We start from the raw sequence: 24,002 nt of genomic DNA, 5'->3' as shown, positions 1-24,002 counted from the left end.
CATACTTAATCCTTTAACTGCTCGATTTTAATCGGGCGGTTTTTATTTTTTTAATCTACGAGTGACGGCAAAGCCGTTTCTTTTTGCTGGGCAGGGGGATTGCTTATTTCGTAGGATGTGACGGTTAGACAGGTATGTTAAAATAAAGGAATGATCATTAAGTAAGGATAGGAAGGTGAAGCTGGGACATGCAGATGGGAACGATTCTGGTAGTAGATGATGAACAGCCTATTGCTGATATATTGAAATTTAATTTAGAAAAAGAAGGCTACGAGGTTATTTGTGCTTTTGATGGTAACAGCGCAGTGGAGCTGGCATTGTCCAAAAGGCCCGATCTTATGCTGCTTGATCTTATGCTGCCCGGCAAAGATGGCATGGACGTCTGCCGCGAGGTGCGTTCTGCGCACTTGGACATTCCTATCATTATGCTTACAGCCAAGGACGGAGAGATTGATAAGGTACTTGGCCTGGAGCTTGGTGCTGATGACTATGTGACCAAACCTTTTAGTACACGTGAATTGCTGGCCAGAGTTAAAGCCCAGATGCGGAGACAGCATAAACCGTCACCACAGGGGATGGCGAGTGAACCAGCAGAGAATAAGCAGGGCATTTATCATTTTGATCTGTTTATAGATACAGATATGTATATGGTCTATAAGGGCGGGGAGCCGCTTGACTTGACCCATCGTGAATATGAGCTGCTCTACTATATGATCAAACATGCCGGTAAGGTGATGACTCGGGAGCATTTGCTGCAGGCAGTGTGGGGATTTGAGTATTTCGGTGATGTGCGGACCGTTGATGTGACGATCCGTCGTCTAAGAGAGAAAATTGAGGAGAACCCCAGCAAGCCCGAATATATTTATACTCGGCGTGGACTTGGCTATTTGATGCATAGCCCTAAAAATGGAGGACTGTGATGAAGTGGCGGTCCTTTATCCGGACAATTCAGGCAAAACTTATTATTATTTACGTGTTGCTGATTCTGATAGCTATGCAGTTGATCGGGGTTTATTTTGTGAGCTCGATGAAGAACTCGTTAACAGATAATTTCACCAAGGACCTTAAAGCACGTGCTGAGATGTTGTCTATCCTGACTGCTGATAAATTTGGTAGTGAGGCTGGAACGGCTGATGAGGAAACGGCTGTGGAAAGTCTGCGCGGGATGGTCAATAATCTGTACATTAACGGGGCTGAAATTCAGGTACTGGATGCCAGCGGCAAAATCATCACCACTTCCGTTCCCTCGCAGAATGACTATGTCGGGCAGCGTAACACCCAGACAGTTGTGAATCGGGCCTTGCAGGGCATCAGTGATAACGAGGAATATATTATTGCGGATGATAATGCGCGGAAAAAGGTTGTGGCTAAGCCTGTGCTCTCAGGTGACAAGGTAGTGGGCGCAATCTATATTGCTGCTGACATGAAGGATCTGTACGCCACGATGGGCCGGATCAATAGTGTATTTATCTCAGGTTTGCTGTTAGCTCTAGCGTTAACGGTTGTTTTATGCGTCATTCTGGCGCACACTATCACGCAGCCTATTAAGGAAATGACGAGGCATGCTACGGCGGTCGCTGAAGGCCGATTCAATCGTAAAATGCCCGTATTGGGCAATGATGAAATTGGACAACTCAGTCAGGCGTTCAATTATATGACCGGTAGATTGCGTGAGGCACTCTCGCAGAATGAAGAAGAGAAGGAGAAGCTTACCTCTATTCTGACGAACATGAGTGATGGTGTTGTGGCTACAGATGAGAACGGAGTAGTGATTCTGATGAATCGGCGGGCAGCATTGATGCTCGGAAATGAAGGTCCGTTGCCGGAAGGTGCTCCTCTAGATAAACTGTTGGGCTTAGATTACGAACAAAGCGGATCTCTGGCTAAAGGTAATGCCCAATCTGCAATGCTTCATCTGACCCATATGGGTGGAGAAGATTCTAATATCGTAAGAGTGACGTTTACTCCGATTCATCGTCGAGAGGGTGGCATTGCCGGCACAATTGCTGTGTTGCAGGATGTCACCGAACAGGAGAATCTGGAGGAATCACGCCGGGAGTTCGTGGCGAACGTTTCGCATGAGCTAAGAACACCACTTACCACTATTAAAAGCTATGTTGAAGCACTGGATGATGGAGCACTTGAAGATCCGCAGCTGGCGGTTCGGTTTGTTGGGGTGATTCGCAACGAAACGGAACGGATGATTCGTCTGGTTACGGATTTACTGCATCTTTCCCGTCTGGATTCCAAGGAAGCTCTTCTTCGAATTCAGCAGACAGATATTACCGAGATGCTGGAGGATGTTGCGGATCGTTTTTCTTTTCAAATTCGGCAAAAGCGTATCGATATCAGTACAAGGGTCCGCAAAGATGTTACTACGGCGTGGCTTGATCGTGATCAAATCGACCAGGTCTTGGGGAATTTGGTCTCCAATGCGCTAAAATATACGCCAGAAGGCGGTACAATTGAATTGGAAGCGTTGAAGAATGAGGATGGAATGCTCTCCATTTCTGTACGTGATTCGGGGATAGGGATTCCGAAAAAAGATATCGAGCGGATCTTCGAACGATTTTATCGCGTGGATAAGGCACGTTCGCGGAACATGGGAGGCACTGGACTTGGCCTTTCCATTGCCCGGGAAATTGTGAAGGCACATGGAGGCTCCATTTCCCTGCAATCCGAGCTAAATGAAGGTTCAAAGGTAACCTTTACCCTGCCTTTGAACGAGCAAAGGGGGAGTGAGGCGTGAAGGAACGAATCAAATCATGCATTCTAGCCTTGCTCGTGCTCGGAAGCCTGGTTGAAAGCTATTATTTGATCTACCGCTTGCCTGGTGCTGATTCTGCGGTGCTTTCTGAGAACCTGTATGTGAAGACAGATAATATGGGTCCGGAAGAGAAGGTAGAGAACCTGTTATACCCTGACAAAATGATCATCCATATGGGGGAAGGCAAGCATACGCTTTTTTATCCGGACTCTACGTTCTATAGCTTGATCATGAATCGCTTAAAAGGTCGTGGCTTCGAAAGCTTTCAGCGGCACTCGGTACAGGATTATGATTGGGATAAGATCCGCAATGAGAATCCTGGGATTGAGCTTTCGTTCGGAGCGGGCATTCCGGTAACGTTATTGCAGCGGGTGATGCAGTTATCGCCAGATTCCCTTTTTGAAGGAGAAAGCATCGATCGCATTTGGATCTATAACATTAAGAACGATTCCAAGGCCCATGCTATTTTCTTCAGTACGAGAGGCGACATCATATACGAAGCGGCAAAAGCGGATTTAACGGTTCAGGATGTGCAGCAGCATGTCGATTTCGGTAAGAATTGGACGCCTTACAAGACCGTAAGCGGGGATTATTATGTGCCGGACAGTAAGATTTCTCTGGTTCAGGTAGACATGCCTTCCGGGATGTACACCATAGAGCAAATGCAGAGTAATCTTTTCTTCGATGTTGGAAGCACTAGATATATCCGGGAGAAAAACGGCTCGGAGATTTATACGGACAGCAAACGAAGCCTTCAGGTGGACCAGGGTAAGAACTGGATGAGCTATAGCGACCCTGCGGCTCTTCCAGCTGGAGAAAGTACCCCTGCCAAGGATGCTTTGGAAGCTGTAGAATTTGTGAACCAGCATGGCGGATGGAATGGGACTTACCGTTTGGAGGCTACAGAGGAAGGGAGACAGGAGAGAAAGGTCTCTTTTCAACAATATTATGGCTCCTATCCGTACGGCTCCTATCCGATAATGAGCCATTCATCATTACAGTATGGTGTAATAAATCTGGAACTGCAGCAGGGAACAGTATCCTCTTATGAACGTTCTCTAATCTATATAGATGAAAGTAAGGCCGTAAAAAAGGTAGTGGAGCTATCTGGAGGTGCGGATCTGGAGTATAGGTTGTCTCTGGTCAGTAAAACTTCGGCAGTGAAGGATTTAACGCCTGCCTATGTGCCTGAGGTGAAGGAAGATCATCTGGAGCTGATACCTGTCTGGAAAGTTACACTTAGTGATGGCAGCGTGCTTACTTTGAATTAATGGGCAAGTGGTTCATATAACATTTAGGAGGTTCGGGTATGGATTGGGGAAGAGCTAAAAATGTACTGATTTGCGCCTTTTTAGGTCTGAATCTGCTGCTATGTTACCAGCTGTGGGTCGATTTACGCGATCAGGTTAGTGCTAATCTTGATTTTACTTCCCTGTCTGCTGAGACCCAAGCCGTAATGGAGCAGAAAGGGATTCGTGTATTGTGTCCCATTCCGGCTTCTACCCCGCAGCTTCCTAACATTACTTATCGTTATTCTGCTGAAGAGCAGACTGAACCACCAATTAAATTAGATGTACCTATAGACAGCAAGCTGATCTATTCTTCCTTCTCAGAGCTTAGCAAGGCGCTTGAGGATAAGATTCCTGACATTTCCAATTATCGCTTTGATTCACAGGAAAGTGAGGTTGGGAAGTTCGTTCTTCATCCGCTGGTTCAAAATCAGTGGTCGTTGTTCCGTGTTAGGCTAGAGTTGATTAACAGTGATCAAAAAATCGTAGCTTACCGCTGGCCGAAGATTGAAATAGGGACAAGCAGCAGCGATAAAGAACAGAAGGTGCTTCCAGCATCGCAAGCACTTAGTAGTTTGATAGAGAAGTATTTCCCGGCAGATTCCGTAGTGAAGGAGATTGAGCTGGGATATTACGGTGAGCTGTTCAACTCGGAAAGTCAGGTAGCTTCGCCGATGTGGCGGTTTATGCTGGAGAACGGCAATGCCTATTATGTGGATGCTATTAGTGCGGACATCATCAGTCCTAAGACAACAGAGTAGAAGGAGTAAGGAAAATGGGGATTTCATTTACAGTACTGTCCAGTGGTTCTACCGGCAATGTAACGGTGGTACGAAACGGGGAGACAACACTTATGATTGACGCAGGTTTTAGTGCCAAGCGGATCGATGAGCTGTTGGCCATGCGTGAACTAACGGGTAATGATATAGACGGGATTCTAGTTACACACGAACATTCCGATCATATCAAGGGACTCGGGGCCATGGCCCGTAAATACGATCTTCCGATTTATGCGAACACCAATACCTGGGGAGCTATCGAGAAGGGAATTGGTAAAATACCGGAGTATAACCGTATGATCATGGAGTCTGGCCAGCACAAGGATTTCGGCAGTATGCGAGTAGAATCCTTTGCGATTTCTCATGATGCAGCGGAGCCAGTGGGTTACAATTTTTATGATGGAAAAGAGAAGTTATGTGTAGCTACAGACCTGGGCTATGTTAGTGATAAGGTAAGAGATGCAATTTCAGATGCAGATGTATTGGTGCTGGAGGCGAATCATGATATCGAATTGCTGAGAATGGGACGTTATCCGTGGAATACGAAACGGCGCATCCTAGGCGACATGGGTCACCTTTCCAATGAGGCAGCTGGAGCTGCGCTTAGCGAAATTCTTACAGGGCGGACCAAACGGACCTATTTGGCGCATTTAAGCCGGGATCACAATATGATGGATTTGGCAAAAATGTCAGTACGCGGCGCAATGGAGGATCGGGGCTGTTTTTTCAAAGATAGTGAGTTCAGACTGTGTGATACGTATTATGATCAACCTACGCCATGGGATAAGCTGAGCCAGTCATAAGCTGATCAAGTTCAGCGGTCTTGCGATCTAATTCTTGGCGGGAGATTAGACCTTTTTCAATCATCAATTCGATCATTGCGCTAAAGGCAAGGGTCATGTGGTAGTGTTCATCCTTTAAGTCACCAAGCTTACCGATAAACTCGACTAAATCCATACTTGTTGAAAAAGAACTCATAATTAATCCTCCTTTAATAGTGTGAATATATAGTGTAATTAGAACTGAAAACTGTAAAAAATTCGCAGGTGTTTTAGCTGAGGAAAATCCCGAATTGCAGGTTGCCTGTGATACAATTAAAAGCGTGATGAGCAATGCTAAAATTTTAGGGACACTTCTATTTTATTGTAGTCTTTTAAGTTGCAAAATATTCCTAATAGAGAAGATATATTAAAAGATTATCATAATCTAACGATTGATCGAAACTCTTGTGGGGTTAATGGATAAAGTGAAACTTTTTAGTGATATTTGGAGTCTAATGGTTACAGAGGTTTGGTTCGGACGTGGTTGCTATAGGTTCAGGTCTTACCAACAGTGAACGCTTGGCAATAGAAGGGGGAGATTTTCGGTGGGATTGTTTGATGATGATTTCTATTCAACTAAAGTTTCGCGGTCCAGAGGGGATGAAGCATCAAAGGGATCGTTTGCTAATCGTAGACATTCTGTACGCAGATCGCGTAAGGGTTTATCTACCTGGCAAATATCCGCCGTTTGCTCCTTAGTCAGCGCTGTGGTGGCAGTTTTGTTATTCAGTATGTTTACAGGCCAGATGAGTCATGAGACTGCTCAGAAGCCGGTTGTAGCAACTGGAAATGTTGCCCCAAGCAGTAGTGATCCATTTGACCGGATTATTCAAGCTGCTGCCACGGTTCGCCCTGCAGTAGTAAGTATTATCAATCATAAAGAAGATAATGAAGAATTAAACATTCTGGATGAGTCTGCACTAGGCTCAGGAGTGATCTATAAAAAGACAGGGAATAAAGCATTTATCATTACCAATAATCATGTCATTGAAGACTCCGGTAATCTCGAAGTAGTTACAGTGAACGGAGAGACTCGTAAGGCAACACTCGTTGGAACGGATAAAGTAAGCGACATTGCGGTACTCTCTATTGATGCCAAAGGAATCGATACCATCGCGCAGCTCGGTGATTCCTCTAAGCTTCGTCTAGGTGAAACGGTCATTGCTATCGGTAATCCGCTAGGACTTGGTGATACATTGACCTCGGGGATTGTTAGCTATACTGAACGGATGGTTCCCGTATCCCTTAATCAGGATGGAGTATATGACTGGGAACAAGAAGTGATACAGACCGATGCGGCGATTAATGAAGGAAACAGTGGCGGCGCATTAGTGGATCTGGATGGCAAGGTCATTGGAATTAACACAATGAAGATTTCAGATACGGGTGTAGAGGGTCTGGGTTTTGCAATTCCTGCGAATCATGTGATAGATATCGCTAATGAGCTGGCTGAAAAAGGACATATTGCCCGTTCGTACTTGGGTGTATATTCAGTTGATTTGAACAATCCGTACGTTCCACTAGCAGAAGATCAACGCAATGAATTGAACCTGCCGAACAGTGTTAAGGATGGAGTAGTTGTTCTAGAAGCCGTTGGCCCTGCGAAGGAAGCTGGACTGCAATTCAATGATGTCATTACCAAATTTAATGATCAATCAATCATATCTACCCTTTCTCTTCGCAAGTACTTATATAATCATACGAAGATCGGTGATGATCTGAAAATTACTTATTATCGAAACGGCGAGGCCAAACAGGCAACAGTTAAACTTCTTGAAAAACCACAGGAATAATATGCTGGAAGTCGGTATATAATGATATAGCAGTTACGACAAGTAGAGCGGACTACCCCTTCGATTCCGAGGGGGTACCTTCTTGAAAAAACGGATAAAAGTAACGTTTTTGGAAAAGCTATTTTTCTAAAACCATGATAATTATGCCAGAAAAAGGATCTATTTAGGGAATAAACACTAAGTGGCAGCCCTTACATTGGAAGGTAATACTTATTAGGGCAAAACCGGATATATTCGGATGCTTGCTTGCCTTTGCTAATCAGGTGTGGTAATATGATATCAATCATACATTTAGTCCCTAATTCTCGCATTGAAAAGGGCTGTCATATTTGGTAATACAACCTTTTTCAATGTGTGAATTTTTTCTTTGTTTGAAGATAAAAAGAACATATTAATTTAAATTTGTGGAGGTAACACACATGCAAACAGGTACAGTTAAATGGTTCAACGCAGAAAAAGGATTCGGATTTATCGAAGTTGAAGGCGGAAGCGACGTATTCGTTCACTTCAGCGCAATCACTGGCGACGGCTTCAAAACTTTGGACGAAGGCCAACGCGTTGAATTCAACGTTGTTCAAGGCAACCGTGGACCACAAGCCGAAAACGTTGTAAAACTGTAATAATAGAAGAAACCGTCCCAGCTTGTGAAAGTTGGGACGGTCTTTTTATATCTAGTTACTCACTATTGACTTACAGGATGGGAGGAACGGCAATGAACTACCGGAAGAAACCTTTGGAAGAAATACCGGAAGAAAATACCGCAATTTGGGCATGTACCAATGAGGGATGCAACGGATGGATGAGGGATAATTTCGCATTTGAACATGCGCCTTCTTGCCGTCTATGTGACTCTCCAATGGTTCGCAGCACGAAGATGCTACCCCAATTGCTTAATTCGAATGGCGATCTCAAATCGCTGAAGAAGGGTATTTCCATCTAACCAATACCTAAATGAGTCAAGCATTTAATAGAACGACGAACCACTCAAGACGGGTAAACCGTCTTATTTTTTTTGCTTTCTTTATGCTAAATTGTGATCTTTGTCACAAATCATTTGAATTTCACCGTTAAATGACTATCTTTATGTGACATTTATCACAAAAAGAAGTTTAAATTTTTGACAGAATATAATTAACGAAAAGGGGAGAAGGAAGGGACAAATATGGATACAGTAATGCTGTCGCGTATACAATTTGCGTCGACGACAATATTCCACTATTTCTTTGTACCGGTATCAATCGGACTAGCGCTCTTGATTGCAATCATGGAGACAATGTACGTTAGAAAAGGTAATGAAGAGTACAAAAAAATGGCGCAGTTCTGGGGAAAGCTATTCCTCATCAATTTTGCAGTAGGGGTAGTTACAGGAATCTTGCAGGAATTTCAGTTCGGGATGAACTGGTCCGATTATTCACGTTTTGTGGGTGATGTATTCGGGGCTCCACTTGCAGTTGAGGCATTGGCAGCCTTTTTCCTGGAGTCTACTTTTATTGGGATATGGATATTCGGCTGGGATAAGGTGTCCAAGCGAGTACATTTACTGTCCATCTGGCTGGTAGCGTTCGGTACGATGTTATCTGCATTCTGGATTCTAGCGGCTAACTCTTTTATGCAGCATCCTGTGGGTTTTGAGATAAATAATGGACGTGCAGAAATGAATGATTTCTTCGCGCTTATTACGAACGGACAATTGCTGGTTGAATTCCCACACACCGTACTGGCTGCTTATGCAACAGGTGCTTTTCTTGTAACTGGTATTAGTGCTTATAAAATATTGAAGAAACAAGAGGTTTCTTTCTTTAAGAAGTCTTTTCAGATTGCAGCCATCGTAGGGATTATTTCTTCTATTGGTGTAGCTGTTGCTGGTCACGCCCAAGCGCAATATTTGGTTGAAACTCAACCAATGAAAATGGCAGCTTCCGAAGGACTGTGGGGTAAGAGTGGTGACCCAGCACCTTGGACCGTATGGGCAAACATTGATCCAAAAAATCAAATTAGTAGTGGAGAATTTCAAATTCCTTATATGCTGAGTTTCCTTTCATACAGTAAATTTTCCGGTGAAGTTAAAGGTATGCTTGAGCTGCAAGCGGAGTATGAGCAAACCTATGGCCCCGGTGACTATATTCCACCTGTACGTACGACATTCTGGAGTTTCCGGATCATGGTTCTAGCAGGAACGTTAATGATTGTATTGGGAATGTACGCTATGTACTTAATGTGGCGCAAAAAAATGGACCGTCCGAACACTTGGTTTATGCGGTTTATGTTATGGGGCTTGTTGCTTCCTCCGATTGCGAATACAGCCGGTTGGGTTATGACCGAATTCGGGCGTCAGCCATGGACGGTATTCGGACTGATGACAACGGAAGACAGTGTGTCGCCTAATATTACAAGTGGTCAAGTTCTGTTCTCCGTGATTTCTTTTACAACGATTTATTTAATTCTAGGATTAGTGTTGGTCGGATTGTTTATTAAAGTGATTAAAAAAGGTCCTTATGCAATGGATAACGATCACGGCGATTCGAATGATCCATATAACGAGGAGGGTTCCCATGATATCTCTTAATGAATTGTGGTTTGTGCTGATTGCAGTTCTGTTTATAGGGTTCTTCTTCCTAGAGGGTTTCGATTTCGGCGTAGGGATGGAAACACAAATTCTCGCTAAAAATGATACAGAGCGCCGTGTTCTGATTAACTCGATCGGACCCTTCTGGGATGGGAATGAGGTATGGCTTATCACAGCTGCGGGTGCAATGTTTGCGGCTTTCCCGGAGTGGTATGCAACGCTGTTTAGTGGATTCTATATTCCTTTTGTATTTGCCTTATTAGCTTTGATAGCGCGTGGTGTCGCTTTTGAATTCAGAGGTAAACGTGATTCATTGGCTTGGAAAAGAACTTGGGATGCTTGTATCTTTATCGGCAGCTTCCTTCCACCATTCCTCTTGGCAGTAGTATTTGCAAGCTTTATCAAAGGATTGCCTATTGATGGGGAGATGCAAATGTATGCAGGGTTCACAGATATCGTGAATGTGTACACTGTAGTAGCAGGGCTTACTGTTGTCCTTCTGTGCCTGGTGCATGGTCTCATGTTCACAACACTGCGTACAGTGGGGGATCTACAGGCTCGCGCTCGCAAGTTGGCTCAAAAATTGCTAATCCCGCTCGCAGCTTTATTTACTGCTTTTGTGATTATGACTTATAATATGACGGATATTTTCGAGCAACGTGGAACGATTCTTATGATTATTGTAGCCCTGGGAGTTATCGCCTTTGTACTGTCCGGTTACTTCATGACGAAGAAGAAGGATGGCTACGCTTTTGGAATGACAGGAGCGGTAATGGCGCTTTCGGTAACTTCTATCTTTGTAGGATTGTTCCCGCGTGTTATGATTAGTTCAATTGATCAAGCTTTTAATTTGACGATCACTAATGCGGCTTCCGGCCATTACTCTTTGAAGGTAATGACGATTGTGGCACTGACTATCCTTCCGTTCGTATTGGGATATCAAATTTGGAGTTACTTTGTTTTTCATAAACGGGTTCACGAGAAGGAGCATCTTGAATACTAATGGATAAAAACTTGCTTGGGTATAAAGGAGTTAAGCCAGTCTTTCTGATTGTAGGCTTCCTTACCCTGGCGCAAAGCTTGTCCATACTTCTGCTGGCTAAATCGCTGGCAGAAGTCATCTCTGCGCTATTTGCGGGAGAACCTCTGAAGGAACAATGGGGCACTGCGCTATTGTTCCTTCTTGCATTTCTTGTGCGCCATGCTTGTGCTATGCTGATGAGCCGTGTCTCTTACCGCTTCGCGGAAGCAACGGGCAGCACTATGCGGAGGGAAATGATGGACAAGCTCTTCCAGCTTGGCCCTAGAATGGTGGGCGGGCGTGGAACCGGGGATCTTGTTACACTGGTGCTGGAAGGGGTAACTAAATTCCGCACGTATCTGGAAGCGATCATTCCTAGAATGGTAGGGATGTCTGTTACACCGATCTTGGTGCTTATTTACGTCTTTACGATGGACACTACGAGCGGGATTATTCTTACGGTAACTATGCCGATTATTATTGTTTTTATGATTTTGATTGGGATGACGGCCCGTAAGCAAATGGATCGGCAATTGAAATCGTATCGCACATTATCTAATCATTTTGTAGACTCATTACGTGGGCTAGAAACATTAAAATTTCTAGGACGCAGTCGTAGTCATAGCGACAGCATTGCTACTGTCAGCGATCGTTATCGCTCGGCGACCATGCGTACGCTGCGAGTGGCCTTTTTGTCATCGTTCGCCCTGGATTTCTTCACTATGCTGTCTGTAGCTTCTGTAGCGGTAAGTCTTGGTTTGCGGCTTGTAAATGAACAAATGACATTGGTTACGGGCTTAACGATTCTAATCTTGGCTCCGGAATATTTCCTGCCTGTCAGATTGGTAGGTTCAGATTTCCATGCTACTTTGGATGGGAAAGAAGCTGCTGAAGCAATGAAGAGCATTATAGATCAAGATGAGGTGAAGGCTGAAGTAATCGTCCCTAACGGTGATCTATCTGTCGGTTCTGCAGCGAAAACATCGGAACAAATATTCACTTGGCATGAGGATAGCGTGCTCACATTAAATGACGTTAGCGTGAAGTATGAGGAAGCAGGGCTTTCTTCGCTGGAAGCGCTGAACCTGCAATTTAAAGGAGCTAGCAAAATTGGGATTATCGGAGAGAGCGGGGCCGGTAAATCTACTTTAGTGGATATATTAGGGGGCTTCTTACACCCTACTTCAGGAAGTATCACGGTTAACGGTACTACGGTTAGTGCATTAACGGATGAGGCTTGGCGAAAACAGACCTCGTATATCCCGCAGCGTCCGTATATTTTTAGCGGCACGTTAGCGGATAATATACGTTTTTATTACCCTGAGGCTTCTATGGAAGCTGTTGCCGCGGCAGTGAAAGCTACTGGTTTATCGGGTTTGGTGGATACTCTTCCGCATGGCTTAGATGAGATGATTGGTGGCGGCGGCCGTTCGTTCAGCGGTGGCCAGGAGCAACGGGTGGCATTAGCCCGGGCACTGCTTAGCAGCCGTCCGATTATGCTTCTAGACGAGCCAACGGCGCATCTGGATATTGAAACGGAATATGAGCTGAAGGAGACGATGGTGCCCCTTTTTGAAGGAAAGCTGGTCTTTCTGGCTACCCATCGCCTGCACTGGATGCTCGATATGGACATTATTGTAGTAATGAAGCAAGGCCAAGTGGCAGAAATCGGTACCCATCAGGAGTTACTTGCCCGCAAGGGTGCGTATTATGAGTTGATTGGGTCGCAATTGGAGGGAATCCATTGAAACGTGAAGGATGGTTTGCTCCCTATGTATCGTCGTATTTTTGGCGTTTTGTGTTAATTATTGTGCTTGGGGCGTTGACGATTTTTACTGCCTCTTCATTGATGTATACTTCAGGATTTCTGATCTCAAAAGCGTCTACACCGGTCGAAAATATCCTGATGATCTACGTGCCGATTGTTGGTGTACGTACGTTCGGAACAAGCCGGGCAGTCATTCACTACGTAGAACGGCTGATTGGGCATGACACCATTTTACGGATTCTTTCTAAAATGCGTGTGCGCCTGTACAATATTTTGGAGCCACAGGCCTTGTTCCTGTCGTCGCGTTTCCGTACTGGGGATATTCTCGGGATGTTAGCTGATGACATCGAATATTTGCAAAATGTATATCTGAGAACCGTATTTCCAAGTGTTATTGCTTTATTGATCTACGGGGTTGCGGTGATTGCGTTGGGCACCTTTGATATCGGTTTTGCGTTATTAATGGCTTTGTATATTTTGGTGTTGGTCGTGGTATTGCCGCTTATATCTTTGTTGTTCACCCAGAAACGTCAACGTGAAGTGAAGGTAGAGCGTAATCGCCTCTATCAAAAGCTGACGGACGCCGTTCTCGGTATGGGCGATTGGGTCATTAGTGGACGGCAAAGCCAGTTCGTAGAGACCTACGAAGCAGATGAGAAAAAAGTGGCCAAAACTGATGCAGCGCTGCGCAGCTGGGCGCGTCTACGTGCGTTCATCGGGCAAGCAGTTGTTGGGGTTGGTGTACTTTCGATGTTATATTGGGCCGCCGGGGAGTATGCGGATGGTGCTATTGCAGGTACGTTGATTGCGGCGTTTGTCTTGGTTGTTTTTCCTGTAGCAGATGCTTTTTTGCCAGTATCCGAAGCGGTGGAGAAAATCCCGCAGTACCGTAACTCGCTGGAGCGGTTGTCTGGAGTGGTCGGAGAAGAGCAGAACATAGTTTCCGAACAGGCATTTGTAGTCGATGTTCTACCTCAGGCCATAAAAAGTGCTCATATCAAGCTCGAAAATGTGGGTTACCGCTATGGATCAGAGGATAATTGGTCGGTTCGTGATCTCAGCCTCGACATCCCACAAGGCAAAAAAATTGCCATCATCGGCCGTAGCGGGGCAGGGAAATCGACGTTGTTAAAGGCTATTCAAGGGGTTATCCAACCTTCTGCAGGTTCGGCTATGATTAATGGAATGGCGGCTGCTGCCTATGGCGATAACATTCCGTCTATTATAGCGGTGCTAAATCAAAGCCCACACTTATTTGATACTACGGTAGCGAACAATATTCGTATGGGTGATCCGAAGGCTTCCGAACAAGCGATTAAAGAAGCTGGCGCATTAGCCAAAATGGATACGCTGATCTCCTCGTTACCAGATGGATACAGTACCTTTGTCCGTGAAGCGGGGCAACGTTTCTCCGGTGGAGAGCGTCAGCGGATAGCGTTAGCTCGTATTTTGCTGCAAAATACACCTGTCGTCATTCTTGACGAACCGACCGTAGGGTTGGACCCAAGCACGGAGCGTGATCTTTTGCAGACGATGTTTGAAGCTATGGACGGTAAATCTCTGATCTGGGTAACGCATCATTTGGTTGGTGCGGAGCAGATGGATGAAGTGATTTTTATGGAAAATGGCTCGGTAGAAATGCGTGGAACCCATGCAGAGCTGATGGAAAAAGAACCTCGTTACCGCAGATTGTATGAGCTGGATCGTCCAGTGGAGTTTCTAGGGTAGGATGGAGAGTTTGCAGATAACATTTATAGAAATTAGAGAGATATTAGTGAAGAGATTCCTTTTGCCCGTTTGGGGTGGGAGGAATCTTTTTTTTCGGTAGGGCAAGAATATAGACAATGGATGAACAGATTGCTGGAATGGATAGATAGGAGTTCCATTTTCGTGGGAAGTATGGTAGAACAATAGAAGGAGTATTAGGCCGCAGCGGCACAGAAAGGGATGCTTGGTTGAATGTATGTAGTATGTAAAGAACATGTAGAGTTAGCCATCGACAAATTTGTGGACGAGTATGAGGATGCACCTGATATTGTGGACTTGAAGGAGACCGAGTTCTCGGACTGGGACCCGCCGGCCAAATGTGCGGAATGTGAGAAGAATGCGGAATATTTAGTGGTCTAAAGGACTGTTAAAATTTATTAAAAACACCTTGCAGTCCCGGAAATGGGCCGCAGGGTGTTTTTTTGCATGAAATAATATATGTGTTAGCCGATTAGGTCTTATGCATCTGCTGCATCTACTATGTCGGTCAGCGAGCTGCTTCGGTTGCCTCGGCGGTAGAGAATAGCTGAGATGATGGCGATCAATGCTGCAATAGAGAGTCCCCAGTAGATATTGGAGTAGGCTGCAGAAAGCGGCAGTCCGCGCTGCCATTCCAGAGCGCTTGCGGCCATAGCTACGCTGAAGGCGCCGCTAAAGAATTGCAGCAGCTGGAACAGGCCCATCCCAGAGCCGATTTGCGAAGAAGGCAGAATCCGAGAGATTTCATTGGATACACTACTGGACAGTGTCGTGAAGGCCAGACTCATAATCATATAGATGAACATGACGGCAATCCATGACCGCCCAGCAAAGAAAGCGAATAGGATGGTAGCGGTCAATACGAGCAATGGTGCAAAACGTAAAATCCCCGCATTGCCATAACGGTCAATGATTCGTCCCACGGAGCGGGAGACAAAGATGGCGAGCAGCGAACCCGGAAAGATCACAAGCCCGGCATGGCTTGCGCTGAAGCCGAAACGGTGAGTCAAAATCTGCGGCAGCAGGAATAACGTGGCAAAGCTGCACAGGTAGGAGGCAACTCCGATCAGAGCCAACACGAGATATGAGCGGTTACGGAAAAGCTCCGGCATCACGAATGGATCAGGTGTGCTGCGGATACGGCCAACAAATAAAGCAATTGCGACAATTCCGGCGATCAAGGCAATCCACAGCCCGCTGGTCAGGAACAGCAGCAGCCCGGTCGTGCCGACGCCCAAGAACAGCCCGCCAAGCACATCAAAGGAGCCACGGGTGGGTACTTCTTTGGGCAGCAGAATAAGGAACAGCGGCACTAGAAGCAGAATAGCTGCCGTTACAGAGAATAACCAAATCCAACCGAGATATTCGACGATGGCTCCGCCCGCGACCGGCCCAAGCCCTAGACCCAGCGAGACGGCTGACATAATTGTCGCCATTGCTTTGCCGCGGCGGGCTTGCGGGATATAGCGGGTAAACAGGACAAGAGATAAGGACATTACCGCGCCCGCGCCCGAGGCCTGGAGAATGCGAACGATAAGCAGGAAGATAAAGTTGGTGCTGAAAAAGCCGGCAACAGCCGCGAGGCCCAGCGTCAACAAGCCTATAACCAACAGACGGCGAATCGGCAGAAAATCAGAAAGCCGGCTGTACGTGATTGAGGCAATCGAGAACATAATGGAATACCCGGTGACAATCCAAGAAGCGGACGCAGCCGTAATCCCAAAGGCTTCGGTCACATCAGGCAGCGCCAGATTGAACATAGCCGTATTCATGATGACGAGAACCACAGCGACACTGAACAGCAGGGTCAGCAGGCCTTCTCGTGGAAGAGGCGCTTCCGGAACGGAGGCTTCATGATCCGCATTCGCGGAGAGGTTATTTACAGAAGTCATGTGCGAAGCACTCCTTTTATTATTGTTTAATAGTTCGATTACTTACGAACAATTGAAATATAGCATGCGTTGATATAAAATGCAATTAGGAACACCAATATTTTTTTCGCATTCATCGTACGACAAAAGGGGATAATCATCCGTGAAAATACTATTTCATCCGGACCGCAAGGACATTCAGCTTGCCTCCGTATTGTATGCACTCAGCGATCCGATTCGCTTACATATCGTATCGGATATTCACTTAAATGGAGAACAGGCTTGCAACTGCTTCAACGTCCCGATCGCAAAATCCACCATGTCTCACCATGCCCGTACTTTGCGCGAGTCAGGGGTTGTTTTTACACGAGTTCAAGGGACACAGCGCATGTTGTCCCTGCGGACTGAGGATCTTAATGCACGTTTCCCAGGCTTGCTGGACTCTATATTGAGTGCTTATGAAGCTGGGGAGAAACCGGATTTTGTGATGGAGGAGTAGGGGGAGAGTAAGTAGAAGTAGATTGAACCTGCTGAGGACGGGGAATACATGAAATTCTAGATTCAGGCAATCTAGGAATACGTGGGATCAGATCCAGGGATTGCATGAAAAATAGGACATTTAGGGACTGCGCAAGGTAGGCCGTTTTAATTGTCGTTTCTTTTCCACCAAATATGTGATAGAACAGAAGGTACTTACTAAAACTACAAGGGACGCCCAGTGCGCGTCCTTTTGCTATTTCTATAGAGGATTATGACAGGAGGCACTTATGCTTATTCAAATTATTGGCGTAGGAAAGTTGAAGGAAAAGTACTTGATCGATGGCATCGCGGAGTATGCAAAACGGCTGACACCATACCTGAAGTTTCAGGTCATTGAGGTGGCAGATGAAAAAGCACCCGATTCTCTAAGCGAAGCAGAGGTCGTGCAGGTGAAGGGACGCGAGGGCGAACGCATCCTCGCGCAGATTAAGAGCGAGGCGCATGTCATTGCGCTCGCGATCGACGGCAAGCTGTGGAGCTCGGAAGAGCTTGCCGCAGAAATTGACCGGCTCGGCACCTACGGGACGAGCCATGTCGTGTTCGTCATCGGAGGGAGCCACGGGCTCTCCGACGAGGTCATGCGCCGCGCGCAGCAGCGCATGAGCTTCGGGCGCATGACGCTGCCTCATCAGCTCATGCGCCTGGTGCTGGTGGAGCAGGTGTATCGCGCGGTGAAGATCAATCGGGGGGAACCGTATCATAAATAAGGGCAAGTTTTTTGCTGACTTTTTCGTGCAGAAATTGCAAGGTATTCATTTTTTATTTCCGATAAAATTGCCTTGAAGGGAGGGAATACGATGGATTGGTTGGACAGGATGAATAGTGCCATGGAATATATCGAAACAAATCTAGCGGACACTATTTCATTTGATGAAATAGCACAGAGAGCCTGTTGCTCTACCTATCATTTTCAAAGAATGTTTCCATTTATTACTGGCGTATCGTTATCGGAGTACATTCGACGTCGACGGTTGACATTGGCGGCATTCGAACTGCAGACAACAGACTCAAAGGTTATTGATGTAGCTATGAAAAATGGATATGATTCGCCGGAGGCGTTTGCACGGGCCTTTAAGAATCTTCATGGTATTATGCCGACATCTGCGCGCGATACAGGCGTTTCTCTAAAAGCCTATCCTCGAATGTCCTTTCATATTTCAATAAAAGGGGATGTCGAAATGAATTACCGTATTGAGCAAAGAGGTTCTTTTGAGATGTTTGGAGTATATGGATTTATAAATGCAGACCAGAAAACAGCGTTCTCTGAAGTTCCTCAATTCCGTATAAAATGTGATGATGATGGCAGCGTTGATCTTATGAACGACTTACTGGGACGTTTTGGTGACACCATGTTACACGCCGCCCTTTACGATCACACTAAAGAATCTTTCAAATACATGGTCTGTTATCATTTACCTAAGGGTCTTGAAATTCCGGAGAGATTTACAAAACTTTCTGTCCCAACATTAACGTGGGCGATTTTCCCGGAGCCGCAATGTGATATGCAAAAACTATGGCAACGAATCTATTCTGAGTGGTTTCCGACATCTGAATACGAACAGGTTGAGGGCCCTAGTTTCGAAATGTATTATGGAATGGCACGGCATGGGAATGTTTCAGGAGAAATCTGGATACCGGTGAAGAAAAAATAACGCTCTTATGCGAGCGAAATGTAGGCGTTAACGAAGATGACAACTGAACAAATCTAGATTAATAAAGGGTCATCCCCACAAAGGATGGCCCTATAACTTGCCGTTACAGACAGCGCGGTGAACCGTATCATAAGTAGTGGTAAAGCGGAGAACAGAACTCAATATTAGTTTAAATGACTTGAACTGCACGGCATAACGGTTGAAAGCCAATACAATTGAAATAACAAAAATGTAAAAAGAGCCTCCACTTCGATTTTAGTGGAGGCTCTTTTAAGGCTGCTAATCAATGCGCCAGATGCTCGCTCATACTTATGTAAAATTAAATGTTTGCTACTTGGCAATGCTAGGCACCCATAATTCCTGCTCAATTTTGGCTCCAGGAGCCAAATAATTCTCTATACATGAGGAGTGAAGAGTTTATGGTTACCTCAGCTGAGAGCGATATTCAGGATATTGTAGGTATGCTTCGTGACGCTAATGATGAGAAGATACGCGTGGCGAAAAATGTACTTAAAGAATTATTATGAGATACGTCCCTCAGAGCAAATGAGGTCATTTAAAACAAGCGCACAAGCCATTGGCTTGTGCGTTTTGCTGCAGCTTAAGTATAGTTCTTATTTTATGATTAATGGTAATAGTCTGAAATTTGATTTTCTAATAATCTTATTAATTTAAACGGGAGCGGCCATGTCGTCATTTATCGGATTTATAGTAGTTATTATCGTATTATCCATCTTAACTGGGATGAAGCAGGGGACTAAGAAGAAGAGATGACGCAGTACGGCAAGCGGAAACCTGCTGTTAAGAAAAGCAATAACAAAAGCAATAACAAAAGCGTGAAAACGACCTTTAACCGTTCTTCAATACCATGCAGTCCTGACGATGTACTTTTAAGAACACCTTTGGACAAACTAGCATGCAAAACTTGCCGTTACAGACAAAGCGCTGAACCGTATCACAAGTAACTACAAATTTTATTAATTTTTGGGTCATAAGGAGGAAGAAATGACTGAATTACTAGCTCCAGCAGGAAATATGGAAGCTTTAAAAGCTGCAATTTCTAATGGTTGTGATGCAATATACTTAGGAATGCAAAAATTTGGTGCACGTGCATACTCATCTAATTTTGATTTAGAAACGTTAAAAGAGGCTGTTACGTATGCGCACCTGAGGAACGTTAAAATCTATGTTGCAATGAATACCATCGTTTTTGAAAATGAAGTTGAAGAGATGAAAGAGCAGATACACGAATTAAATGAAATCGGTGTTGATGGCATTATCGTCCAGGATCTGACTGCGTTCGATTATATCGTTAAAAACTTTCTTGATATGGAAGCACATTGTTCAACTCAAATGGGAATAGACGATTTAGACGGAACTTTATTATTAAAAGAACTTGGTGCCAAAAGAGTTGTTCTGTCCCGTGAGGTTGAGATTGAAAAAGTAAAAGAGATCAAAAGAAAAGCTGAGATACCTTTAGAAATTTTCGTTCACGGTGCTTTATGTGTATCTTACTCGGGAAACTGTCTAATGTCAGGATTAATGGGTAATCGAAGCGCAAATCGCGGAAGATGTGTGGGTTCATGCCGTAAGGAGTATGAACTCATGGATAAGACAACAGGTACATCTTTAGGGAAAAACCATATTCTATCTACCAAGGACTTAAACACAATCGACTATATCGAGGATTTAAAAGAAATCGATTCTTTAAAAATAGAAGGCCGAATGAAAGTGCCTACGTATGTTGCTAATGTTGTATCCAAATATCGCATGGCCTTAGATCATAAAATAACCGAAGAAGATAAAGAAAATCTGAAGAAAACATTCAATCGAACATTTACTAAAGGATATTTGTTTCACGAAGATAGGAGAAATATTACAAACATTTTAAGACCTAATCACTTTGGTTATGAAATTGGAACAATCAGCAAGATTGTTAAAGATAGGTATGAAATAACACTTACACGTCCTTTAAATCAGAACGATACCATTCGAATCAGTCACAACAATGAAGATGTTAATTTAACGGTTGCAAAACTGTACGATAAAGAGGGCGAATTAATCAACAAAGCAGATGATGTCTGCTATATCAAAATCAAAGAAAAGATGTCTACGGGAGATTTAGTATATAAAACGAAGGATTATTTCTATAACAAAGAATTAGAATCATCACTGGAAAAAGAATTTAAGCGGTTTAACCTCGATATTAGAGTATATGCACGTCCAGATTCAAAGCTTGTCATAGATGCGGAGGGCTTAGGCTGTCATTATTCATATGAAAGCGAGGAAATACTAGGCGAAGCCATTAATAATCCAACAACAAAAGACCAGGTAATCAAGCAATTTTCAAGATTAAATGATACGATATTCGAACTTAATCATGTGGATTTTGAGGAATGCAATGCTTTTATTCCAGCTAAACTGTTAAATGCAGCAAGAAGAGATATTGTACTGGGCTTATATGACTTAAAGCTTAACAGCCAGAAGAAAAGAACCAAGGCTTTGGAAGCAAAAGAAAAAATAAGCTTTGCCCCTGAAAAACCATACTTTACGGCCTCTGTAACGACTAAGGAGCAGTATGATGCTTGCGTGAGCTGTGGAATTAAGGAAATCTATTATGAAAATGTTGTTAGAAGAAATCAGAATCGTTATAAGGAAAAAGAAGGGCAGCTACTAATCGGAGGATATGGCGGAATTTATCACTACAGAGAAACGAATCCGTTTGTTACGGACTATTCTCTAAATGTTGTTAATGCTACTAGTTGCTATGAATTATATAAATTAGGTGCAAAACGAGTCACTTTATCTTATGAATTGAATAAGAGCCAAATTGAAGATTTAAGGAATGCCTATTATGAAGAAAATGACGGCTATCCTGCACTGGAAATGATTGTATATGGCAAGGTTCCTTTGATGTTTACAAAATATTGCCCGATGAAAAAAATGAATCAATGCAGAATTTGCAAAACGAAGAGCTATGAGTTAAAAGATGAGCACGGAACGTTCCCTATCATTTCCCATAATGATTGTACAACGACTCTCCTTAATGGGAAGACGCTTAATCTTTTAGATGAGCTACAAATCATCAAAGGAATCGAGGCGCTCAGATTAAACTTCACAGTTGAATCAAAAGAGCAGGTTGTGAAAGTCATTAATATGGCGTCAGGCAAATTAAATGGCTCTATGAATAATGCTGTCTTTAATCAGGAAACAGACACAAGAGGACATTTTAATAAAGAGATTGTGTAGTCGTGGAATTCATTAAATGTTCTAAAATCTTGGGGAATACTATAAGTAAATCCGAGACAGGTGCAATTCAATCCAATCATAAGGATGAACTTCAGATGAAAATATTATTAGTTGAAGATGATAAGACGATCGCGTCGGGACTGGAATATTCGCTGCAGCAAGAGGGTTATTGGACTGTTCTCTGCGATAATGCCGCTTCAGCCCGAAAGGTGCTCGCCGAAGACATCGATCAGTTCACTATTACGAGCTAGAGAAGCTGTCCATCTATTTACGGGAGATTAGCAGCGGCCAGGCCTCCCTTGACCCTCGCGATAATCAAGAAGGTGAGCTTAGCATCTTAAAGAATGATATTTACAAGGTGACACGCATGCTCTCCGAGCATCGTTCTCTATTGCAGCAGGATAAGCTTCAACTGACCGATGCCATCTCCGATATTTCACATCAACTCAAAACACCGATCACCTCTATGACAGTCATGGCAGATCTGTTAAGCGCCCCTGATCTGCCTCCACTCAAAAGAACGGAGTTCACCCATCATATTCGCATTCAACTTGAACGGATCGATTGGCTTGTTTCATCTTTATTAAAGCTAGCGAAAATGGATGGGGGACTATCCCGTTCAAAAAAGATCGAATACACATGAAAACCCTAATCCTAAATGCACTGGAGCCGGTTATGATTCCGATGGATATTAAGGGACAGACCGTTTCCATCACAGGGGATGACAACGTCTCTTTTGACGGCGATTTCCATTGGACTGCTGAAGCGGTTATCAATATTTTGAAGAATGGAGTGGAGCATACACCTGAGGGCGGTGCGATTACCATCACATTTTCCGACAACGTGCTATTTACGGAAATCGTTATTGCTGACAACGGAGAGGGCATTCCGAAAGAGGATTTGCCTTATATATTCAAACGTTTTTATAAAGGAAAGAATGCTAATGAAGGAAGCATCGGTATAGGGCTTGCGATGGCTCACAGCATCATTGCAAGCCAGAACGGCGTGATTGATGTAACGAGCGACAGCGGGACTGGTACAGAGTTTCGGATCAAATTTTATAAGCATGTGATTTAACAGCACTCCATAAGTGACTAAACTGTCACCTCCAATGTCACTGTAAAGTCATTTTGGACAGATAAAATGATATTCATCAGATGAACGATGGAGGTACAACCATGCAAATGAAGCAGCATCGCAAGATTACTTTTTTTATCACGATAGGCTACACCCTGATTATTCTTTATTTTATGTTTTTTGCTTTCGGCAGAGCGGATAAGGTAGATCTAACCAGTCAGTACACCTTTATTTTTTTGCCGGACGATTTTTTTAGGGTGCCGGGTCTTTCCGATCTTCTACATCCGACACTGATGGACTTGGTGGGTATTGGAAACATTGCAGCCTTCATACCTTTTGGCATACTGTTTCCGTTGTTATACCGCACCAGCTTTGTTCGCTTCATGACAGGGTTTATCCTGTCCATTCTTGTGGTGGAGACCATCCAGGCACTAACATTCCTCGGCAGCTTTGACACGAACGACGTCATAAAGAACTCATTGGGCGCTGCTATTGGATTCGGGGCCTACAAGATTGGCTTCCGTACAAAAAACTACTGGAGAAATATCACTGCTACGGGAATTGCCAGTGCTGTCTTAATGCTCGGCGTGTGGGGGGTCTTAGGAGTAGTTGATCAAGTGTTCACCAAAGAGTTGGCCCCTTTTGTAGCGATAAACGAATGGGAAGATAGTACCGGAAATCGATTAACGGGAACCAAACAGAACAGTCTTAAGATTGGCGGTCAAGACGTGACACCCCAATATAATGTGTATGGCATCGAAGGTAAAAAGAAGGAAACATATACGTATTCGCTAGACAATAAGGGAGATCTGTATCTTAGCTTGAATTATGGAATTCCTGATCATAAGGATTTTCAGGGCAGCATTAAGGTTACCGTTGACGGGCATGAGCTCCTGTCTGTATCTACAGAAGATCAGCTCCATGAGCCGGATATGAGGATCCTTTATCTCACCGGGGCTAAGGAGCTTAAGATAACCATTGAGGGGAATGAAACCCTTTGGGATGTTGGATATAGAGAGATGGTATATACCTGGAATTGAGCATCTAGGGAAGGAGGGATGGC

General features: G+C 44.3%; 20 protein-coding genes and 2 pseudogenes. 20 read left to right on the top strand and 2 right to left on the bottom strand.

The window, feature by feature from the left end:
* The first annotated feature begins 188 nt into the window (after nucleotides 1-188).
* From yycF to NST25_RS30640, 5 genes are read left to right on the top strand one after another with little or no spacing between them, the layout of a single operon-like run.
* Nucleotides 189-920 carry a response regulator YycF gene (gene yycF, locus NST25_RS30660; protein WP_076124308.1) on the top strand — a complete coding sequence of 244 codons (732 nt, stop codon included), beginning with the start codon at nucleotides 189-191 and terminating at the stop codon, nucleotides 918-920.
* Nucleotides 920-2,749, top strand: a complete 1,830-nt coding sequence (gene walK / locus NST25_RS30655; RefSeq protein ID WP_340393152.1) for a cell wall metabolism sensor histidine kinase WalK — start codon at nucleotides 920-922, stop codon at nucleotides 2,747-2,749. Before yycF ends, walK begins: the two co-directional genes overlap by 1 nt.
* A complete protein-coding gene (gene yycH / locus NST25_RS30650; RefSeq protein ID WP_076124306.1) occupies nucleotides 2,746-4,038 on the top strand; it encodes a two-component system activity regulator YycH in 1,293 nt (430 codons plus the stop codon). Before walK ends, yycH begins: the two co-directional genes overlap by 4 nt.
* Nucleotides 4,039-4,076: 38 nt before the next feature.
* Nucleotides 4,077-4,817, top strand: coding sequence for a two-component system regulatory protein YycI (yycI, locus tag NST25_RS30645; protein ID WP_036677823.1), 741 nt, complete (start codon nucleotides 4,077-4,079; stop codon nucleotides 4,815-4,817).
* A gap of 14 nt (nucleotides 4,818-4,831) precedes the next feature.
* Nucleotides 4,832-5,638, top strand: coding sequence for an MBL fold metallo-hydrolase (locus NST25_RS30640; protein ID WP_036677825.1), 807 nt, complete (start codon nucleotides 4,832-4,834; stop codon nucleotides 5,636-5,638).
* Here NST25_RS30640 and NST25_RS30635 read toward each other — a convergent pair.
* A complete protein-coding gene (locus tag NST25_RS30635; RefSeq protein ID WP_036677826.1) occupies nucleotides 5,607-5,813 on the bottom strand; it encodes a hypothetical protein in 207 nt (68 codons plus the stop codon). The genes NST25_RS30640 and NST25_RS30635 overlap by 32 nt on opposite strands.
* 388 nt (nucleotides 5,814-6,201) lie before the next feature.
* On the opposite strand from NST25_RS30635, the gene NST25_RS30630 reads away from it, so the two are divergent.
* From NST25_RS30630 to NST25_RS30595, 8 genes are all read left to right on the top strand, one after another.
* Entirely contained in the window at nucleotides 6,202-7,449 is a 1,248-nt protein-coding gene (locus tag NST25_RS30630) for a trypsin-like peptidase domain-containing protein (RefSeq protein WP_076124305.1), read from the top strand.
* Nucleotides 7,450-7,868: 419 nt separating this feature from the next.
* Nucleotides 7,869-8,069, top strand: coding sequence for a cold-shock protein (locus NST25_RS30625; protein ID WP_019914582.1), 201 nt, complete (start codon nucleotides 7,869-7,871; stop codon nucleotides 8,067-8,069).
* Between the two features lie 92 nt (nucleotides 8,070-8,161).
* Nucleotides 8,162-8,389 carry a cold-shock protein gene (locus NST25_RS30620; RefSeq protein ID WP_036677829.1) on the top strand — a complete coding sequence of 76 codons (228 nt, stop codon included), beginning with the start codon at nucleotides 8,162-8,164 and terminating at the stop codon, nucleotides 8,387-8,389.
* A 222-nt stretch (nucleotides 8,390-8,611) separates the two neighbouring features.
* The gene (locus NST25_RS30615) at nucleotides 8,612-10,015 is read left to right on the top strand and encodes a cytochrome ubiquinol oxidase subunit I (RefSeq protein WP_076181720.1); all 1,404 of its coding nucleotides are present in this window, start codon (nucleotides 8,612-8,614) and stop codon (nucleotides 10,013-10,015) included.
* Entirely contained in the window at nucleotides 10,002-11,018 is a 1,017-nt protein-coding gene (gene cydB / locus NST25_RS30610) for a cytochrome d ubiquinol oxidase subunit II (RefSeq protein ID WP_076124301.1), read from the top strand. Before NST25_RS30615 ends, cydB begins: the two co-directional genes overlap by 14 nt.
* Nucleotides 11,018-12,784: a thiol reductant ABC exporter subunit CydD gene (cydD, locus tag NST25_RS30605; protein WP_076181722.1), complete on the top strand. Its 1,767-nt coding sequence runs from the start codon at nucleotides 11,018-11,020 to the stop codon at nucleotides 12,782-12,784. The genes cydB and cydD overlap by 1 nt, the downstream gene beginning before the upstream one ends.
* Nucleotides 12,781-14,532: a thiol reductant ABC exporter subunit CydC gene (gene cydC, locus NST25_RS30600; RefSeq protein WP_076181725.1), complete on the top strand. Its 1,752-nt coding sequence runs from the start codon at nucleotides 12,781-12,783 to the stop codon at nucleotides 14,530-14,532. The genes cydD and cydC overlap by 4 nt, the downstream gene beginning before the upstream one ends.
* A gap of 231 nt (nucleotides 14,533-14,763) precedes the next feature.
* Nucleotides 14,764-14,931, top strand: a complete 168-nt coding sequence (locus NST25_RS30595) for a CxxH/CxxC protein (protein ID WP_063829780.1) — start codon at nucleotides 14,764-14,766, stop codon at nucleotides 14,929-14,931.
* 98 nt (nucleotides 14,932-15,029) lie between these two features.
* On the opposite strand, the gene NST25_RS30590 is transcribed toward NST25_RS30595, so the two are convergent.
* Nucleotides 15,030-16,442: an MFS transporter gene (locus NST25_RS30590; protein ID WP_038573941.1), complete on the bottom strand. Its 1,413-nt coding sequence runs from the start codon at nucleotides 16,440-16,442 to the stop codon at nucleotides 15,030-15,032.
* Between the two features lie 142 nt (nucleotides 16,443-16,584).
* Between NST25_RS30590 and NST25_RS30585 the strand changes: the two genes are divergently transcribed.
* The 7 genes and pseudogenes from NST25_RS30585 to NST25_RS30555 all read left to right on the top strand — a co-directional run bounded on the left by NST25_RS30585 (nucleotide 16,585) and on the right by NST25_RS30555 (nucleotide 23,979).
* Nucleotides 16,585-16,920, top strand: coding sequence for a helix-turn-helix transcriptional regulator (locus NST25_RS30585; RefSeq protein WP_339189029.1), 336 nt, complete (start codon nucleotides 16,585-16,587; stop codon nucleotides 16,918-16,920).
* Between the two features lie 268 nt (nucleotides 16,921-17,188).
* A complete protein-coding gene (gene rlmH, locus NST25_RS30580; protein ID WP_036677839.1) occupies nucleotides 17,189-17,668 on the top strand; it encodes a 23S rRNA (pseudouridine(1915)-N(3))-methyltransferase RlmH in 480 nt (159 codons plus the stop codon).
* 90 nt (nucleotides 17,669-17,758) lie between these two features.
* Complete coding sequence (locus NST25_RS30575; RefSeq protein WP_340393146.1) at nucleotides 17,759-18,613, top strand: AraC family transcriptional regulator; 855 nt, start codon at nucleotides 17,759-17,761, stop codon at nucleotides 18,611-18,613.
* Nucleotides 18,614-19,618: 1,005 nt separating this feature from the next.
* A complete protein-coding gene (locus NST25_RS30570; RefSeq protein WP_339189027.1) occupies nucleotides 19,619-21,862 on the top strand; it encodes a DUF3656 domain-containing protein in 2,244 nt (747 codons plus the stop codon).
* 95 nt (nucleotides 21,863-21,957) lie between these two features.
* Nucleotides 21,958-22,104: pseudogene (locus NST25_RS30565) on the top strand (DNA-binding response regulator); the annotation flags it as partial.
* Nucleotides 22,101-22,939 (top strand): annotated as a pseudogene (locus tag NST25_RS30560) (HAMP domain-containing sensor histidine kinase); the annotation flags it as partial. The pseudogenes NST25_RS30565 and NST25_RS30560, both read left to right, overlap by 4 nt.
* A gap of 101 nt (nucleotides 22,940-23,040) precedes the next feature.
* On the top strand, nucleotides 23,041-23,979 hold the full coding sequence (locus NST25_RS30555; protein ID WP_339189025.1) for a VanZ family protein: 939 nt from the start codon (nucleotides 23,041-23,043) through the stop codon (nucleotides 23,977-23,979).
* Nucleotides 23,980-24,002 lie beyond the last annotated feature (23 nt).

Source organism: Paenibacillus sp. FSL E2-0190 (genome assembly GCF_037992965.1).
Taxonomy (GTDB): Bacteria; Bacillota; Bacilli; order Paenibacillales; family Paenibacillaceae; genus Paenibacillus_AQ; species Paenibacillus_AQ odorifer.
The sequence above is the reverse complement of the archived record's forward strand: the minus strand, read 5'-3'. Positions and strand labels throughout refer to the sequence as shown.